16 protein-coding genes are annotated in these 16,725 nt (G+C 67.7%); 10 read left to right on the top strand and 6 right to left on the bottom strand.

Annotated elements, in window-relative coordinates; all coding sequences use genetic code 11:
• Positions 1–36: 36 nt before the first annotated feature.
• The 7 genes from AC1DJN_RS00670 to hglS all read left to right on the top strand — a co-directional run bounded on the left by AC1DJN_RS00670 (position 37) and on the right by hglS (position 6,561).
• A complete protein-coding gene (locus AC1DJN_RS00670; RefSeq protein WP_478038566.1) occupies positions 37–1,590 on the top strand; it encodes a serine hydrolase domain-containing protein in 1,554 nt (517 codons plus the stop codon).
• Positions 1,523–2,236 carry a M15 family metallopeptidase gene (locus AC1DJN_RS00665; protein ID WP_442251939.1) on the top strand — a complete coding sequence of 238 codons (714 nt, stop codon included), beginning with the start codon at positions 1,523–1,525 and terminating at the stop codon, positions 2,234–2,236. The genes AC1DJN_RS00670 and AC1DJN_RS00665 overlap by 68 nt, the downstream gene beginning before the upstream one ends.
• Positions 2,237–2,748: 512 nt before the next feature.
• Positions 2,749–3,120, top strand: coding sequence for a hypothetical protein (locus AC1DJN_RS00660; RefSeq protein WP_059065767.1), 372 nt, complete (start codon positions 2,749–2,751; stop codon positions 3,118–3,120).
• A gap of 227 nt (positions 3,121–3,347) precedes the next feature.
• Positions 3,348–3,767 (top strand): EF-hand domain-containing protein, encoded by a 420-nt coding sequence (locus tag AC1DJN_RS00655; protein ID WP_025878233.1) that lies wholly within the window; start codon positions 3,348–3,350, stop codon positions 3,765–3,767.
• Positions 3,768–3,864: 97 nt separating this feature from the next.
• Positions 3,865–4,617 (top strand): HAD family hydrolase, encoded by a 753-nt coding sequence (locus tag AC1DJN_RS00650; RefSeq protein ID WP_032975604.1) that lies wholly within the window; start codon positions 3,865–3,867, stop codon positions 4,615–4,617.
• Between the two features lie 31 nt (positions 4,618–4,648).
• Positions 4,649–5,188: a hypothetical protein gene (locus tag AC1DJN_RS00645; protein WP_478038564.1), complete on the top strand. Its 540-nt coding sequence runs from the start codon at positions 4,649–4,651 to the stop codon at positions 5,186–5,188.
• An 11-nt stretch (positions 5,189–5,199) separates the two neighbouring features.
• The gene (gene hglS / locus AC1DJN_RS00640) at positions 5,200–6,561 is read left to right on the top strand and encodes a 2-oxoadipate dioxygenase/decarboxylase HglS (RefSeq protein WP_059065771.1); all 1,362 of its coding nucleotides are present in this window, start codon (positions 5,200–5,202) and stop codon (positions 6,559–6,561) included.
• An 85-nt stretch (positions 6,562–6,646) separates the two neighbouring features.
• Here the strand turns inward: hglS and AC1DJN_RS00635 are convergent, their stop codons facing one another.
• A complete protein-coding gene (locus AC1DJN_RS00635) occupies positions 6,647–8,161 on the bottom strand; it encodes an acetyl-CoA hydrolase/transferase family protein (protein ID WP_478038562.1) in 1,515 nt (504 codons plus the stop codon).
• Positions 8,162–8,536: 375 nt separating this feature from the next.
• Between AC1DJN_RS00635 and glnE the strand changes: the two genes are divergently transcribed.
• Positions 8,537–11,332, top strand: a complete 2,796-nt coding sequence (gene glnE / locus AC1DJN_RS00630; protein WP_442252345.1) for a bifunctional [glutamate--ammonia ligase]-adenylyl-L-tyrosine phosphorylase/[glutamate--ammonia-ligase] adenylyltransferase — start codon at positions 8,537–8,539, stop codon at positions 11,330–11,332.
• A gap of 216 nt (positions 11,333–11,548) precedes the next feature.
• Here glnE and AC1DJN_RS00625 read toward each other — a convergent pair whose 3' ends face one another.
• The 5 genes from AC1DJN_RS00625 to AC1DJN_RS00605 form a co-directional block, all read right to left on the bottom strand.
• The gene (locus tag AC1DJN_RS00625) at positions 11,549–12,109 is read right to left on the bottom strand and encodes a queuosine precursor transporter (protein WP_025878224.1); all 561 of its coding nucleotides are present in this window, start codon (positions 12,107–12,109) and stop codon (positions 11,549–11,551) included.
• A 74-nt stretch (positions 12,110–12,183) separates the two neighbouring features.
• A complete protein-coding gene (locus tag AC1DJN_RS00620; protein ID WP_025878222.1) occupies positions 12,184–12,699 on the bottom strand; it encodes a hypothetical protein in 516 nt (171 codons plus the stop codon).
• Between the two features lie 32 nt (positions 12,700–12,731).
• Positions 12,732–13,226, bottom strand: a complete 495-nt coding sequence (locus tag AC1DJN_RS00615; protein WP_025878220.1) for a hypothetical protein — start codon at positions 13,224–13,226, stop codon at positions 12,732–12,734.
• Between the two features lie 18 nt (positions 13,227–13,244).
• Positions 13,245–14,069 carry a DUF2145 domain-containing protein gene (locus AC1DJN_RS00610; RefSeq protein WP_478038560.1) on the bottom strand — a complete coding sequence of 275 codons (825 nt, stop codon included), beginning with the start codon at positions 14,067–14,069 and terminating at the stop codon, positions 13,245–13,247.
• A 23-nt stretch (positions 14,070–14,092) separates the two neighbouring features.
• Positions 14,093–15,052, bottom strand: a complete 960-nt coding sequence (locus AC1DJN_RS00605; protein WP_442252346.1) for a mitochondrial fission ELM1 family protein — start codon at positions 15,050–15,052, stop codon at positions 14,093–14,095.
• A 122-nt stretch (positions 15,053–15,174) separates the two neighbouring features.
• Between AC1DJN_RS00605 and AC1DJN_RS00600 the strand changes: the two genes are divergently transcribed.
• Entirely contained in the window at positions 15,175–15,765 is a 591-nt protein-coding gene (locus AC1DJN_RS00600) for a malonic semialdehyde reductase (protein ID WP_025878215.1), read from the top strand.
• Positions 15,766–15,850: 85 nt separating this feature from the next.
• A complete protein-coding gene (locus tag AC1DJN_RS00595) occupies positions 15,851–16,561 on the top strand; it encodes a YceI family protein (RefSeq protein WP_025878214.1) in 711 nt (236 codons plus the stop codon).
• Positions 16,562–16,725 lie beyond the last annotated feature (164 nt).

Genomic DNA, 16,725 nt, shown 5'->3' with positions numbered 1-16,725 from the left:
CCGGGCGTCGCCCGGCCCTGCCAATGGAGACCGGCCGTGTATCGCCTGCTGACCTTGGCCGCGTTGCTTGCCGCCACCGCCCCAGCAGGGGCGGTGGACACCGCACGCCTGGACGCCGACATCGCCTTCGTGGGCCAGCACGAGCACCTGCCGGGGCTGGCGATGGCGGTGGTCGAGGATGGCCAGGTGGTCTATCGCCACACCGAAGGGGGGCGCGGTGACGGCGGCCGCATCGATGAAGACACGCTGTTCAAGATCGCCTCCAACAGCAAGGCGATGACCGCCGCGCTGCTGGCCACGCTGGTGGAGCAGGGCAAGCTGCGCTGGGACGACCCGGTACGCCGCCATCTGCCGGCGTTCCGCATGCATGACCCCTGGGTGGGCGAACACCTGCAGGTGCGCGATCTGCTGATTCACAACAGTGGCCTCGGCCTGGGGGCCGGTGACCTGATGCTGTGGCCCGAGCCCAATGCCTTCACCCGCAGCGATGTCATCGCAGGGCTGGCACACCTGAAGCCRGTCACCAGTTTCCGCAGCGGCTACGCCTACGACAACCTGATGTACGTCGTTGCCGGTGAGGTGGCTGCGGCCGCCGGTGGCAAGCCGTATGACCAGCTGATGCGCGAGCGGGTGTTTGATCCGTTGGGGATGACCCGTTGCCAGGTGGGCGCATGGTCGGTGAAGCAGGTCGGCAATGTCGCGCAACCGCATGTGCGTCGCGATGGCCGCAATGTGGTGGCCGGTGCCGATGGAACGCTCAGCCCCGATCTGACGTCGATGGCGGCCGGTGGCATCCGCTGTTCGCTGCGCGACATGACGCGCTGGATGCAGGTGCTGCTGGACCCGGCGCTGGCACCGGCGTGGTTGRGYGCCGAGCAACGCSGCATGCTGTGGACGCTGCACATGCCGATGCCRTTGGGCGAACGCCAACGCAAGTGGGACAACGCCCRCTTCTATGGCTATGGGCTGGGCTGGCGGGTGTCGGACATGGACGGGCACTGGAAGGTCGCGCACACCGGTACGCTGTCGGGCATGTATTCCTCGCTGGCGCTGCTGCCGGATCGCAAGGTCGGCGTGGTGATGCTGATCAACGGCGAGGCCGAAGAAGCCCGCACCGCGTTGATGGAGTCGACGCTGAAACAGTTCACCGCGCCGGATGACGCGCAACCTGTGGGGTACTACCTGGCCGAGCTGAAGGCCGATCGTGCCGAGCGCGCCGCCACGGGAAGTCGTGCACCCTCCACCAGGGCCGCGCAACCGGCCGCCGCCACCGATCTGGCGCAATGGCAGGGGCGTTACCGCGATCCCTGGCTTGGCCCCGCCTCGCTATGCCCCACCAGCAATGGCCTGCGCTTCAGTGTGGACAAATCGCCCGCGCTGCAGGCAACAGTGAAGCAGTTGGAAGGGCGCTGGCTGTTGCAGTGGGATACGCTGGAACCCTCGGCACAGGCGTGGCTGAATCCCGATGCAGGCACGCCGACGCTGGAACTGCGCGCCATCGATCCGGAGATCGACTTCAGCTATGACTTCCAGGACCTGCATTTCACTCGTACTGGCGATTGCCCTGGCAGCGGCGGCCCACGCCGCTGAGCCACCACGCATCTCGCCCGCCACCGACGTCACTGCGGCGGGACTGGTGGAGATCCGCACGCTGTCACCGCGCATCGAGATGGACATCCGCTACGCCGGTGCCAACAACTTCACCGCTGCGCGCGTGCCCGGCTATGAGGCGCCCGCGTGTTATCTGATGGCGCCGGTGGCAAAGGCGTTGGCCGCTGTGGAAGCTGACCTGCGCGCGCAGGGTTTTGGCTTGCGTCTCTACGATTGCTATCGCCCGGTGCGCGCGGTGCAGGCGTTCATGGCCTGGGTGAGTGATCCGCAGGAACAGTCGCGCAAGGCGCTGCAGTATCCGGATCTGGACAAGCCGCAGCTGCTGAGCGACGGCTACATCGCCGAGCGCTCCGGCCACAGCCGTGGTGCCACCGTGGATCTGGGCCTGCTGGATTGCCGCAGCGGGCGCTGTACGCCGATGGACATGGGCACCGATTTCGACTTCTTCGGCCCGCGCGCGCATACGCAGACGCCCGGCCTGAATGACGCACAGAAGGGCAACCGCCAGCAGCTGGTACAGGCGATGGCACGGCGTGGTTTCGCCAACTATGCGCAGGAGTGGTGGCACTACACGCTGCAGCCCGAGCCGGACTCCGGTACCGCCTACGACGTGCCAGTGCGGTAAGGGGTTGTCGGCAGGGCTGCGCCCTGCACCCGCCGAATCGACGGCAACAGCAACAGCAACAGCAACAGCGGGCATTCCGTGGGATGGCGGGGTGGATCCGGTTGCGGGGGCCGCTGCAAGTACGTCCATGTAAGCTCGGTCGCCGCATCCATGCGGCTCACGCCCCCTCAACCGGACCCACCCCGCCTTCGACAGATTTCCGCGATCTGTCGGGAAGGCATGGCCTGCTCTTGGTGGGTGTCGACCTTGGTCGACACGGTAGGTCCACGCCATGCGTGGATGTTCTTCGTTCAATTGGTCGGATTGCGGGGTGTCAGCCGCATGGATGCGGCTGCCAAGCCTACAAGGACGTACTTGCGGCGTCCCCGCAATCCGACACCGCCCCGCCATTCCACGGAATGCTTGCCGTTGCTTTGGCCGTTGCCGTTGCTTGCGCCCTGGCCTCTGCAGGTGCAGGGGCGCAGCCCTGCCGATACCCTTACACTGGCCGCCTTCTCCTGCGTCCCCGCCTGATGAACCTTCCCCTGCATTTCGGCCTGCTCGGTACGCTCGAGGCGGGCCTCATCGCTCTGCTGGTCGGCCTGCTGGTGTATTTCCTGTGGCACCACCTGTGCCGGGTGCTGCACTGGACCGTGGGCCATGCGATCGGCTGGTCGTGCGTGATCGCGGTGATCATCTCCGCCGGCATCGATGCCTGGAAGCTGTTTTACATGGGCATCGTGCGGCTGGAGTCGCCGCTGTATGCGCGCCTGTTCCTGTCCACCATCCACGATCCGAACGAACTGGGCAGCCGCGTGGTGCTGGAGATCGCCGGTGCGCTCTCCGGTGTTGCATTGGGATGGGTGTTGTTCAGTTCGCGGTCATCGGAAAAAACCGTCGACTGACGCAGGTTTTTCGTTCGCTGCCGGTTAAATCCTGCAGCGCTGAATGCTCGTCTTACTGTCTGCTCACTTCGCACTAACCACCGCGCTAACGCATACGTCTGCGCCAGTGGTTAACCATGCGTGTTCGAGGGAATTGCGGCGCAAAATCGATTCAGAAACGCGGTGGCAGGGTAGGTGCCGTGCGGAGACAACGACCGCGCACTACCACCCTTCAGGAGACACCCCAGATGACTATTCGCAACCGCAAGCCCCTGATCGCCCTGATCGTCGCCGCCGGCAGCGTGTTGGCCATCCCGGCGATGGCGCAGTCGGCCAAGCAGCAGGCCGCGCATGCACAGAACGAAGCGGCGCAGGCCCAGCAGGCGGCGGCACAGGCAGGCCAGGCGGCCGACCAGGCTACCGACGCGGCCGCAGCAGCCTCGGCGCAGGCCAACGGCGGTGGCCAGACGTGGGCCAGCATCGATACCGATGGCAACGGCACCATCAGCAAGAGCGAGTCGCAGGTGAATGCGGGCCTTGCGCAGGTGTTCGACCAGGCGGATGCCAACAAGGACGGCCAGTTGAGCGCCGACGAGTACAAGGCCTACGTGGCCGCCCAGCAGGCGGGTGCCGGCGCGGGTGGCACGGCCGCGGGCCAGGGTCGCTGATCCACGGTTGAATTCGGGACAACCGGTGCATGGGCAACCCGGGTGGCTTCGGCCACCCGGGTTTTTTTCGTCATCGCCGCGCCTGTATCCTAGGGCGATGAACACCTCCACGCCTGCGCCCTCGCGCGCCATCGGCCTGGTCGGTTTTGACGGTGACGACACGCTGTGGAAGAGCGAGGACTACTACCGCAAGGCCGAACAGGATTACCTGGACCTGCTGTCGCGCTACATCGACGTCCACGACACCCAGACCGCCCGCCACCTGCTGGAAGTGCAGCAGCGCCACCTCGGCGTGTTCGGTTACGGGGTGAAAAGCATGACGCTGTCGATGATCGAAGCAGCCATCGAGATCACCTCGCAGCGGATCGAAGCCAAGGACATCCAGCGCATCCTCGACATCGGCCATGACACCCTGCGCCACCCGGTCGAACTGATCGACGGCGTACGCGAGTCGGTGGCCGCCATCGCCGCGCAGTACCCGGTGGTGCTGATCACCAAGGGCGACCTGTTCCACCAGGAAGCCAAGATCAAGGTCGCGGCGCTGGCGGACCTGTTCCCGCGCATCGAGATCGTGTCCGAGAAGGACCCGGAAACCTATGCCCGCGTGCTGGCCGAATTCGACCTGCCGATGCAGCAGTTCGTAATGGTCGGCAATTCGCTGCGCTCGGACATCGAACCGGTGATCACCCTCGGCGGCTGGGGTATCCACACCCCCTACGCAGTGACCTGGGCGCACGAGACCCAGCACGGCGTGGCCGACGACGAACCACGCATGGTCAACGCCGATACCGCCTGGGACTGGCCGGCGGCGCTGGCGACGATCGAGGCCAAGGCCGCTGCCGCGGCCTGACACGGCGCGGCCGCTGCGGCAGAATCGAAGCATGAAACTGCCACTGCGCGCCCTGCTGTTGTCCCTGCTGCTGGCGCCGGCCATCGTGCTGGCGCAGCAGACCGCCGAACGTTCGGCGACCTATGAGGTGGATACCGGCGATGCCTGGGTCGACATCCAGCTGGCCGACATCAACCACTACGCCGAGCGTTACCCCGATGCCTTCCTCGACGAGGTATCGCGCTATGCCGGTGTACCGCGCGGTTACATCGCCGCGCTGGCCACCACCCACCGGTGGCAGGCCGGCGACATCTATTTCGCCTGTTTCTGGGCCAAGGCCAGTGGCCAGACCTGCCGCGACAGCGTGCGCGCCTTCAGCCAGGACCCCGAGGGCGGCTGGGCCGAGGTGGTGAAGCGGATGCCGGCCAAGCCGCAGAACCTGCACTACCGGGCCGTTCCTGCATGCCCCCGCCGCACGGAGGTTGCCGGCCAGCGGCCGGCACTACCCATCGCAGGTCATGTTGCTCTGCGTATCGCCGCCGCCGCGCGCTCCGGCGACAATACTGGTCCGAGCTGTTCCCCGTTCCCGTAATCGAGTGACTGATGAGCGCCTCTTTCGTTTCGCCTGATGTGATCCGCCGCCTGTTCGCCCAGGCCATGTCCCGCATGTACCGCACCGAAGTGCCGTTGTACGGCACGCTGGTGGAACTGGTGGAGCGGATCAACACGCAGGTCCTGGCGCAGGACCCGGCGCTGGCCGCGCAGCTGCTGCGCAACGACGAGCGTGCCCGCCTGGATGAAGAACGCCATGGCGCGATCCGCGTCGGTACCCCGCAGGAACTGGCAACCCTGCGCCGCCTGTTCGCGGTGATGGGCATGTACCCGGTGGGCTACTACGATCTGTCGGTGGCCGGCGTGCCGGTGCATTCCACCGCCTTCCGCCCGCTGACCGCCGCTGCGCTGGCACTGAACCCGTTCCGCGTGTTCACCTCGCTGCTGCGCCTGGAGCTGATCGAAGACGAGGCGCTGCGTGCGCAGTCGGCCGAAATCCTCGCCCGCCGCCGCATCTTCACCGACGAGGCACTGGCGCTGATCGACCAGGCCGAGCGTGACGGTGGCCTGACCCAGGCCGATGCCGAGCGCTTCGTCGAACAGGCGCTGGAGACCTTCCGCTGGCATGGCGACGCCACCGTCGACCTGCCGACCTACCATGCCCTGCACAAGGCGCACCGGCTGGTGGCCGATGTGGTCAGCTTCCGTGGCCCGCACATCAACCACCTGACCCCGCGCACGCTGGACATCGACGCTGCGCAGGCGGCGATGATCGAGCACGGCATGGCCGCCAAGGCGGTGATCGAGGGCCCGCCGCGCCGCGCCTGCCCGATCCTGCTGCGGCAGACCAGCTTCAAGGCGCTGGAAGAGGCGGTGCACTTCCCGGGCAACGAGGGCGGCGACGCCGGTACCCATACCGCGCGCTTCGGCGAGATCGAGCAGCGTGGCCTGGCGCTGACTGCGAAAGGCCGCGCGCTGTACGACCAGCTGCTGACGCAGGCGCGCGATGCCGACGGCGCGGGCAGCACCGGTGGCGACTATGGGCAGCGCCTGCAGGCGGTGTTCGCCAGCTTCCCGGATGACCACGACACCCTGCGCCAGGAAGGCCTGGGGTATTACCGCTACCAGCTGACCGACGCTGGCCGCGCCGCGCCGGAGCGCGTGGCCGATCTGCCGGCCGAAGTGCTGGTTGCCGCGGGCCTGGCCACGGCCGATCCGATCGTCTACGAGGACTTCCTGCCGGTCAGTGCCGCAGGCATCTTCCAGTCGAACCTGGGCGGCGGTGAGCAGCGCGCGTACGCCGCCCATGCCAATCGCGAGGCCTTCGAACAGGCGCTGGGTGCGGCGGTGAACGATGAGTTCGAGATCTACGAGCGCATCCAGGCCGAATCGCTGGCGAGCCTGCGCACCTGATGCGGAACACCCGCCGGGCATGGCCCGGCGCTACCAAGGTGCGATGCGGGGTAGCGCCGGGCCATGCCCGGCGAACCGGCAATACTCAGGCCTTCATGGTGCCCGTATCCAGCCACCGCTGGTGCCACGACAGCGCCTCCGGCAGCAGGTGCGGGGTGTGCTTGCCGTAGCTCTCGCGGCTGGCGCGGTCGAAGTAGTCCTGCAGCTGCGCGCGGAAATCCGGGTGCGCGCAGTTGTCGATCAGCACCTGCGCGCGCTTGCGCGGGGTCAGGCCACGCAGATCGGCCAGGCCCTGTTCGGTCACGATCACCGACACGTCGTGCTCGGTGTGGTCGACATGGCTGGCCATCGGCACGATCGCCGAAATGGTGCCGTTCTTCGCCGTCGACGGGCTCAGGAACGCAGACAGGAAGCCRTTGCGCGCGAAGTCGCCCGAACCGCCRATRCCGTTCATGATCCGCGTGCCCATCACGTGCGTCGAATTGACGTTGCCGTAGATGTCCACCTCGATCATGCCGTTCATGCCGATGCAGCCCAGGCGGCGCACCAGTTCCGGATGGTTGGAGATTTCCTGCGTGCGCATGATGATGCGCTCGCGGTAGAAATCGATGTTCYCCTTGAACGTCTCGTTGGCCTGCGGGCTCAGTGCGAAGCCGGTGCACGAGGCGTAGCTCAGCACGCCGTCGCGCAGCAGGTCGAGCATGCCGTCCTGGATCACTTCGGTGAACGCGGCCAGGTCGCGGAAACCACTCTTGGCCAGGCCGGCCAGCACCGCATTGGGGATGTTGCCCACGCCCGACTGCAGCGGCAGCAGGTTGGCCGGCAGGCGGCCGCGTTTCACTTCGTGCTGCAGGAACTCGATCAGGTGCGCGGCGATCTGCTCGCTGGTCGCATCGATCGGGCTGAACGGGCTGTTGCGGTCGGGGCCGTTGGTGCGCACCACSGCCACGATCTTGTCCGGGTCGCAGCGCAGCGCGGTCTCGCCGATGCGGTCGTTGGCATTGACCAGCGGAATCGGCTTGCGGTGCGGCGGCAGCGCGGTGCCGTAGTAGATGTCATGCATGCCGTCCACGCCGGCCGGCTGCCACTCGTTGACCTCGATGATCACCTTCTTGGCCAGGTCCAGCCAGGTCTTGTTGTTGCCCAGCGAGGTGGACGGCACCAGCGAGCCATCCTCGCGGATCGCCGAGACCTCGACCACGGCGGTATCGATCTCGCCGTAGAAGCCGAACCAGACGTGCTGGGCGACGTGGCTGAGGTGGATGTCGATGTAATCCAGCTTGCCCTCGTTGATGCGGTTGCGCGCATCCGGGTCGCTCTGGAACGGCATGCGCATGGCGATGCCATCGGCCTTGGCCAGCGCACCATCGAGTTCCGGCGCGGTGGAGGCGCCGGTCATCAGGCTGATCTGGAAGGGCAGGCCCTGGGCATGCACCGATTCGATGCGGCGGGCCAGCTCAACGGGAACGGCCTTGGGGTAACCGGAGCCGGTAAAGCCGCTCATGGCCACGGTTTCACCGGGCTGGATCAGCGCGGCTGCGGCCTCGGCCGAGACCACGCGGTCACGAAGACGCGCGTTGGCGATGCGATCAACAGTCATGACGACAGCGTTTCTGGGGGGAATCCCGATTATCGGCCATCCCCTGCCGTACGGGGGGTTCTACCTTCGTGGAATGGCGTTTCCGGCAAGGCCTCTCCCATACCCGTCAGTTTTGTTTTGCAGTGCAGCGTGCAAAGTACTTTCGTACACCGCACGATGGCCCTGCATCCCGACGTGGGGGAGGGAGCAGAGCCCGCTGGCAGTTCGCTGCAAGCGGGCTTTTTTATTGCCTGTCGCCCAAGATGAATGCGCGGACTCCATTTTCGGTAGTGCCGGCCGCTGGCCGGCAACCCCAGCAACCTTCGGCGATATCGCAGCAAGCGGTCACAGCCCTTCGCCGTTGGCAAAGGGATGCGACCCCGCGAGAATCAGTGCATGACCCTCGCCCCCGCCGAATTGCCCGCCACCCTGCAGCCCCTCGTCCACCGCGCGCTGACGCGCTTGGCCCAGGCAGTGCCCGATCCCATCCCGGCCGAACTGCAGCCGATGCTGGTGCAGCTGGCCATCAGCAGCGACTTCGCCCTGGACACCCTGGTGCGCCAGCCCGGCCTGCTGGCGCAGCTGGCCGCGCCGGGCTGCCCGCCGCTGCCGGCGCCGGTGCTCGACCCGCTGCAGCCCAGCGACTGGCCGGCACAGCTGCGACGCTGGCGCACGGCGATGTCCACCCGCTTGATCTGGCGCGACCTGGCCGGGCTGGATGACGTGCCGCAGACTCTGGCGGGCGCCACCTCGCTGGCCGAGGACTGCCTGCGCTTGGCGCTGGACGCCCTGCAGCGGGAGTTCGCCCAGCGCCACGGGGTGATCACCGATGACCACGGCCAACCTCAGCAGCTGGTGGTGTTCGGGCTGGGCAAGCTGGGCGGTGGCGAGCTCAACTTCAGTTCCGATGTCGATCTGGTCTACGCCTACGTGCAGGGCGGTGAATCCGACGGTCCGCGCGCGCTGGCGGCCGAAGAGTATTTCGCCCGGCTCGGCCAGCGCCTGGCCAAGCTGCTGGATGAAACCACCGTCGATGGCTTCAGCCATCGCGTCGACCTGCGCCTGCGCCCGTTTGGCAGCGCAGGCCGCGTCGCGCTGTCATTCGCTGCGATGGATCAGTACTTCCAGCGCGAAGGCCGTGACTGGGAGCGCTATGCCTGGCTGAAAGCGCGTGCGGTGGCGGGCGATATCGCCGCTGGCGAGGCCTGGCTGCAGACCCTGCGTCCGTTCGTGTACCGCCGCTACCTGGATTTCACCGCGCTCGACGGCCTGCGCGAGATGAAAGCGGCGATCACCGCTGAAGTCGCCCGGCGCGAGATGCACGACGACATCAAGCGCGGTGCCGGTGGCATCCGCGAGATCGAATTCCTGTGCCAGGCGCTGCAGCTCATTCGCGGTGGCCGTGAGCCGGTGCTGCGTGAGCGGCGGTTGCTGGTCGCGCTGGATGCCCTGGTGGCTGCCGGGCAGATCGCCCGCGATGATGGCGCCGCACTGCGCGAGGCCTATCTGTTCCTGCGCCGGCTGGAAAACCGGCTGCAGATGCTGCGCGATGCGCAGACCCATGTGCTGCCCAGCGATGCGCTGGATCGCGAGCGGATTGCCGTCGGCCTGGGCTATGCCGATTGGGATGCGCTGCGCGACGCACTGCGTGTGCAGCAGCAGCGCGTCAGTACCGAGTTCGGTGCGCTGCTGGCGCCACGCAAGGGCCAGGCAGCGCCCGATGCGCTGGCCAATTACTGGCGCAGCCTGCCCGAAGGCAGCAACGCGCCGCTGCTGGCCGAGGCCGGTTTCCTCGATGCCAATGGCGCCGATCAGTCACTGCGCGATTTCGCCCAGGGCACGGGCGTGAAGTCGCTGTCCGATGCGGCGCGTGCGCGCCTGGACCGCGTACTGCCGGCACTGCTGCACGCGGCCACCCGTTCACCGCAGCCCGATGCCGCACTCAAGCGCGTGCTCGGCCTGCTGCAGGCAGTGCTGCGCCGTACCAGCTACCTGGCGCTGCTGGACGAACAGCCCAGCGCACTCGCGCGACTGGTCGACGTGCTGGCACGCAGCGCGCTGCTGGCCGAGCGCCTGGCCGCGTATCCGCTGCTGCTGGACGAACTGCTGGACGTACGCGTGTCCGGGCCGATGCCCGACGCCGCCGGCATGCTGGCCGAATGCCGGCAGGTGCTGCCGGTGGAAGATCCCGAATCGCAGCTGCGCTGGCTCAATGAAACTCGCCTGGCGTTGAGCTTCCGCATGGCCATGGCCACGCTGGATGGCCGCCAGGGCGCGGTCGACAGCACCCGGCAACTGGCCGAACTGGCGCAGGCGGTGGTCATCACCGTGTTGGCGATGGCCGAGGCCGATATGCACGCCGCGCACGGCGCTATCGCCGGCGGCCGCTTCGCGATCATTGGTTACGGCAGCCTGGGCGGCCTGGAGCTGGGTTTCGGCTCGGATCTGGACCTGGTGTTCCTGCACGATCACCCGCCGGGCGTGGAAGCCAGTGACGGCGCGCGCCCGCTGGAGCCGGGCCGCTGGTATGCGCGCCTGGCCCAGAAGGTGATGGCGCTGCTGGCTGCGGTCACCGCCGCCGGCCGCCTGTACGACATCGACGTGCGCCTGCGTCCGGATGGTGGCAAGGGCTCGCTGGTGTCTTCGCTGGCCAGCTACACCGAGTACCAGCGCGATCGCGCATGGACCTGGGAGCACCAGGCGCTGGTGCGCGCACGCGGCGTGGCCGGCGATGCCAGCCTGCTGCAGGATTTCGAACAGGTACGTGCGCAGACCCTGGGTCGCGAACGTGATCGCGCAACGCTGTATGCCGATGTAGTGAAGATGCGCGGGCGCATGCGCACTGAACTGGACCGCAGCGATGCCGCGCGGCTCGACCTGAAGCAGGGCGCGGGTGGCGTGGTCGACCTGGAATTCCTGCTGCAGACCGGCGTGCTGGCATGCAGTGCGCAAGTCCCTGCATTGCTGCAGCCGCGTGCCACGCCGGCATTGATCGACGCGCTGGCGGCGGCGGAGTTCCTGCCCGAAGCCACCGCACAGGCGCTGCATGGCGCACATGCCACGCTGCTGGAGGTCGGGCTGGCCTGCACGCTGGATCGCCGGCCGCGCTTGGCACCGACCACGCCGGCCATCGAAGAGGCATGTGCGGTGATCCGCGCTGCGTGCATCGCCGCGGAGCTGCCGTTCGCCTGACCGCCTGCAATGGCGGTAGCAGCTTTGGGTAGGTGCCGACCTCTGGCACCCACCGGGTCAATGGCTCGGCGATGGCTTTTCATTGGTAGGTGCCGACCGTTGGTCGGCACAATCTCTCAGCTGCGATGAACCCTGAAGGAGCGTGCCGACCAACGGTCGGCACCCACCGGGTTCARGGAGTGYGCCAACCAAGGTTGGCACCCACCGGTGAGGCAGTCAGCCCGCTGTACGCAGCGGCGCCATCTTCCACAGCAGCGCGCGGAACGGGGCCAGCAGGCACACGCCGATCGCCAGCTTCACTGCCAGGTCGCCCGCTGCCCAGCTCACCCACGGCAGGGTGGAACCGGCGAAGGCGATCGACCAGAAGATCGTGGTGTCCACCGTGGCGCTGCAGGTGGTGGCCACCATCGGTGCGCGCCACCAGCTGCCGCGGCGCAGGCGATCGAATACGGTGATGTCCAGCAACTGGGCCACGATGAAGGCCGAGCACGAGGCGATCGCAATGCGCGGTGTGGCCACCCACACCGACAGCAGCACCGCCACCGCAAACCCGATCCACGCCACGCGGCGGGCCGGGCCCGGGCCGAAGCGGCGGTTGATCAGGTTGCTGACCAGAAAGGCCACCGGGTAGCTGAAAGCACCCCAGGTCAGCCAGTCATTGATCGGGTACTGCACCAGCACGTTGGACAGCAGCACCACCGCGCCCATGGCCAGCACCGCCAGCACCAGGGCGCGGGCGGTCAACGGGGCAAAAACAGGCGCAGGACGCACGGACATGGCGAGCCAGGGGACAAAGGGGATCGCCCATTATCCGCCCGGCCCGCCGCAAAGCCAAAAACGGCCGTTCAGTTTTACAGCTGCTCGCTCAGCGCGTCGCCGGCGGCGTAGGCGGTCGGCACATAGGCCAGGGCCTTGCCGTCACTGTTCTTCACTGTCCAGCCGGCACCGGCATCGGTCGGGTCGAAGCGCACCTGCTGGCCCACTACGAAACCGGCCACCGGGTCTTCGCCCTCGATCGCCGGCCACTGCAGGGTGGCGGTCTGGTCGGCCTTGTCCGGCACCTGCAGCTGCACCTGGCGCTCGCCAGCGGCGGTGGTCGCCACCTGCTTCACTTCCATCGGCGGCAGCGGTACTGCCGGAGTGCGCTCGGCCACCCGGCCATTGCGCTCGCTGGCCTTGAACGGCGCCTTGGACAGCGCGGCCAGGCCCATCGAGGTGGCCAGCGGAACCGACACCACGATCAGCGAAGTGACCAGCACGCTGGCCTGGCCGCTGTTGATGTGCGGGGCGGCACCAGCGTGCACGGTCGGCACCGTCAGGGCCGAGAGCAGCAGGGCGGCGGCGGGGGCGCGCAGGGAACGAAGCATGGTGACCTCCTGGTCAGGATGAAGGCAGCGGCTCAGCGCTGCGTATCGAAAATGTCGCGTGGGCCGGTGGCCTCGGGCAGGTATTCCAGTGGGCGGCCCTGGTTGTCGCTCACACGCCAGCCGTTGCCCGATTCAGCAGGCTCGAAATTCACGGTCTGGCCCACGTTGAACTGCACGGCCGGGTCACCGGGGCGCTTGGGCCATTGCATGGACGCGGTGTTCTGCGGGTTGGCGGGGTCCTGCAGCAGCACTTCGCGGCGGCCATCGACGGTGGTGGAGATGGCGCTGACCTGCATCTGCGGCAGCGTCACCCGCGGGCCCTGGCCGGGGGGCATGCCCGCATCGTTGGTTTCCCCAGCCGCGGCTGCGCGCGCCCGTTCCACCATCGGCGCGGACATCTCCAGGCTCGGCCCCTCGGGCACGCTGTTCTGGATGATCACGATGCGGCGCTCGGCATGTGCCGGCGCTGCAGACAACAGGCTGCCGCACAAAAGCACGGCCAACGCGGAAAACTGCAGGTTGCGCATCATCTTCTCCTTGCCAGGTCAGGGCGCAGCGGCGGCAGTGCCGGCCGTCGCATGCGCAATGGTCAGTTCCTGCTGCAGCTGGCTGCGCTGGTGCAGGAAGTCGAATACCGATTCCACCGTCACCACCGAGTAGTTGCCGGAAATGCGTTCGCTGGCCGGATGGTCGGTGGTGGTGGCGTTGGCCACGAACAAGCGCGCACCCACGCGCTTGCCCAGGCCGATATGCAGCACGCTGGGCTGGTACTTCTGCGCGCGCAGCCATTGCTGTGCCTGTTCGCGCTTGACGATGACCGGGCCCCCTTCGGCCTGCGCCATCGCTGCGGCCAGCACTTCCAGGATCCACTGGTTGGAATTCTGGAAGTCGGTCGCGAACGGATAGGCCACCACGTTGTAGTTCGATTCGTGCAGCGCCTTGGGCTGGATCGCCGGCGCTGCCAGCATCCGCTTCAGTGCAGCCTGCAACGCCGGGGGCGGCACGCCGATGCGCAGATCAGTATGGGTGCCGCTTTCACCGACGAAATTGCCCAGGCCCTCGCGGTACAGCTGCGAGCTGTCGGTCTTGCAGCGGTTGAGCAGGTGCATCGCACGCCAGCGGCCGTCGTCCTCGCGCAGCAGGAAGGCCAGGTGGCTGTGGCGCAGGCCGTAGCGGCTCAGGTCCTGGCCGCCACGCGCGGCGATCACCACGTCCACGTCGGGCAGCGCGTCCAGGCGCTCGGCCGTGGTCCACGCCACATCGAACATCGCCGCCTGCGCGGCCACGCTGGGGTAGCGCTCGCGGCAGGTGCCGCTGTCGGCCCATGCCGGCCGCTGGCCGGCATCCGCATATACGTCGCCGAAGATCATGAGTTGCCGGCCAGCGGCCGGCACTACCGTGATGCCAGGCGCGCTTTGACCTCGGCGGCAATCCGCGTGGTTTCGCGCAGCGGTTCGATGCGGTCGTACTGCCAGTCCAGCCAACGCGGCTGCAGGCGCCCGCGCTCGCGCAGCTGCTGCTGGAAGCGTGCCAGCCGTCCCTGTGCGGTATCGGCCAGGGCCACCATCACCGGCATGCGGGTGGCGCTGGCCTCGGACAACAGGTTCACCGAATCGGGCGACACCACCACCCGGTTGGCCCAGCCGAGCAGGCCGGCATACGGGTTCACGCCATCGCCGCCATCGCCCCAGATCACATGCGGCAGATCGGCGAACTTCGCGCGCAGGATCTCGGCCAATGCTGGCGGCGTGCGTCGCGACGTCGTCGCCAGCAGGCTGCCGCCCTCGCTGCGGATCTGATCGGCCAGTGCCTGGAATACATGCACCATCGCGGTTTCGTCCCACGGCGCCAGCGGCGTCGGGCCGCCCACCAGCAGCGCGGTGCGCGGGCCGGGCAGGGTGCTGAAGCTGGCGAACGCCGCGCGGCCCCAGGCCAGCCAGTCATCGTCCACCGGGTTCAGGCTGCCGATCAGGGTCAGCACGTTGCTGCCGCGCAGCGCGTCATGTTCGGGCACCACCACCACGTCCCAGTGGCGGGAACCGATGCGCGGGTCGAGGATCTGCACCACTTGGCTGCCGCGCGCACGCAGTACGCGCAGCGCGCCGGCGGCCTGGCGACCACAGCCGATCGCCAGCGCGGGCGCATCGGCGGCGAGGGTTGCCAGGGCTTGGCCGTAGCCGTGCACATCACCGGGCAAGCGCCGCGGTGCCAGCCAGCGCCATGGCGCCCGGGGCTGCAGGATCAGGGGGCGGTGGGTGCCTTGGCGCAGCGCCGAGGCCAGCGCGACCGCCTGCCGGACATTGCCGGCACGGCCGTCGGTGACCGTCCAAGGCGCGCTCGATCGTTTCACCATTGGCATTAATTCGTTTCAGCCCTGCTGGGTGTTGCAACAGTCGCGACACTCTACACTGCGGATCGACGTTTCGCCCCGCGCCGCCCGCGGGCACAGACCTTAGCCGCCCTGGAGATCCACCGATGTCCCACGCGCTCGACGCTGCTGCACTGGACCAGTTGTTCCGCACTGCCCGTACCCAGAACGCCTTCCTCGACAAGCCGGTCGAAGACGCCCAGCTGCACGCCCTGTACGACCTGCTGAAGTGGGGCCCGACCGCCGCCAACGGCAGCCCGGCGCGCTTCGTGTTCGTGAAGTCGGCCGAAGCCAAGGCCAAGCTGGCCCCGGCCCTGTCCGAAGGCAACCACAACAAGACCCTGGCTGCCCCGGTCACCGTCATCGTGGCCTTCGACCAGGACTTCCACGAGAAGCTGCCGTACCTGTTCCCGCACACCGACGCCAAGGCCTGGTTCGACGGCCCGCGCGAAGGCCGCCATGAAGGCGCGTTCCGCAACGGCAGCCTGCAGGGCGCTTACCTGATCCTGGCCGCACGCGCGCTGGGCCTGGATGCCGGCCCGATGTCCGGCTTCGACAACGCCAAGGTCGATGAAGCCTTCTTCGCCGGCACCAGCATCAAGTCGAATTTCCTGGTCAACCTGGGGTACGGTGACGATTCGGGCCTGTTCCCCCGTCTGCCGCGTCTGTCCTTCGACGAAGCGGCGCGCATCGCGTAAGTCGCTGTATCGGTTTCGGGCCCGCCCGCCGTGGCGGGCCATTGCTGCACTGTGTTCCCACCCTACGATCCGGAGAGTTCCTGAGATGAGCGCCACCCGTAAACTGCTGCTGCCGCTGGCCCTGACCCTGGCCATCGCCGCCTGCTCCAAGCCGGCCGACACCGCCGCCCCGGCAGCCGATGCTGCTGCCCCGGCCGCCACCGAACAGGCTGCCACCACCCCGGCCGCCGATGCCGCTGCTGCCGCCCCGGCCGCTGCCGCCATCACCATCGCCTCGGGCACCTACAAGCTCGACCCTACCCACACCGACGTGCTGGCGCAGTGGAGCCACTTCGGCTTCTCCAACCCGAGCGCGCACTTCGGCAACGCCGAAGGCACCCTGGTGTACGACGCCACCGACGTCACCAAGTCCACCGTGGAAGTGAAGCTGCCGCTGAGCGGCCTGAACAGCTTCACCGCCAAGTTCGACGAGCACCTGAAGAGCGCCGATTTCTTCGACGCTGCCAAGTTCCCGGCTGCCAGCTTCAAGAGCACCAAGGTTGAATCGGCCGGCACCAACAAGCTGACCGTCACCGGCGACCTGACCATCAAGGACATCACCAAGCCGGTGACCCTGGACGTCACCGTCAACGGCGGCGGCGAGCACCCGATGGCCAAGGTTCCGGCCGCCGGCTTCGATGCCACCACCACGATCAAGCGCAGCGATTTCGGCGTCGGCGCCTACGCTCCGAACGTCAGCGATGAAGTGAAGATCCGCATCACCACCGAAGCCACCGGCGAGAAGCCGGCGGCTTGATCCCTCCCGCTCACTCGTCGTGAGAAGGCAGAAGGCCCGCTGAAAAGCGGGCCTTCTTTTTTGGCAGCGTCCTGGACGGGTCGCTCGATTGTCTGATGCCCGATCGCTGAATCGCCGAATCACTCGGTGGCCCGATCGTCTGGTAGTGCCGGCCGCTGGCCGGC

This window comes from Stenotrophomonas sp. 05L414_2 (assembly GCF_056397905.1).
The sequence above is the reverse complement of the archived record's forward strand: the minus strand, read 5'-3'. Positions and strand labels throughout refer to the sequence as shown.

What these genes read in the sequence shown, in the direction of transcription:
- AC1DJN_RS00665 (WP_442251939.1), top strand. Translation starts at nt 1,523, where the DNA reads ATGACTTCCAGGACCTGCATTTCACTCGTACTGGCGATTGCCCTGGCA.
- AC1DJN_RS00660 (WP_059065767.1), top strand. Translation starts at nt 2,749, where the DNA reads ATGAACCTTCCCCTGCATTTCGGCCTGCTCGGTACGCTCGAGGCGGGC.
- AC1DJN_RS00655 (WP_025878233.1), top strand. Translation starts at nt 3,348, where the DNA reads ATGACTATTCGCAACCGCAAGCCCCTGATCGCCCTGATCGTCGCCGCC.
- AC1DJN_RS00650 (WP_032975604.1), top strand. Translation starts at nt 3,865, where the DNA reads ATGAACACCTCCACGCCTGCGCCCTCGCGCGCCATCGGCCTGGTCGGT.
- AC1DJN_RS00645 (WP_478038564.1), top strand. Translation starts at nt 4,649, where the DNA reads ATGAAACTGCCACTGCGCGCCCTGCTGTTGTCCCTGCTGCTGGCGCCG.
- hglS (WP_059065771.1), top strand. Translation starts at nt 5,200, where the DNA reads ATGAGCGCCTCTTTCGTTTCGCCTGATGTGATCCGCCGCCTGTTCGCC.
- glnE (WP_442252345.1), top strand. Translation starts at nt 8,537, where the DNA reads ATGACCCTCGCCCCCGCCGAATTGCCCGCCACCCTGCAGCCCCTCGTC.
- AC1DJN_RS00625 (WP_025878224.1), bottom strand. Translation starts at nt 12,109, where the DNA reads ATGTCCGTGCGTCCTGCGCCTGTTTTTGCCCCGTTGACCGCCCGCGCC.
- AC1DJN_RS00620 (WP_025878222.1), bottom strand. Translation starts at nt 12,699, where the DNA reads ATGCTTCGTTCCCTGCGCGCCCCCGCCGCCGCCCTGCTGCTCTCGGCC.
- AC1DJN_RS00615 (WP_025878220.1), bottom strand. Translation starts at nt 13,226, where the DNA reads ATGCGCAACCTGCAGTTTTCCGCGTTGGCCGTGCTTTTGTGCGGCAGC.
- AC1DJN_RS00610 (WP_478038560.1), bottom strand. Translation starts at nt 14,069, where the DNA reads ATGATCTTCGGCGACGTATATGCGGATGCCGGCCAGCGGCCGGCATGG.
- AC1DJN_RS00605 (WP_442252346.1), bottom strand. Translation starts at nt 15,052, where the DNA reads ATGGTGAAACGATCGAGCGCGCCTTGGACGGTCACCGACGGCCGTGCC.
- AC1DJN_RS00600 (WP_025878215.1), top strand. Translation starts at nt 15,175, where the DNA reads ATGTCCCACGCGCTCGACGCTGCTGCACTGGACCAGTTGTTCCGCACT.
- AC1DJN_RS00595 (WP_025878214.1), top strand. Translation starts at nt 15,851, where the DNA reads ATGAGCGCCACCCGTAAACTGCTGCTGCCGCTGGCCCTGACCCTGGCC.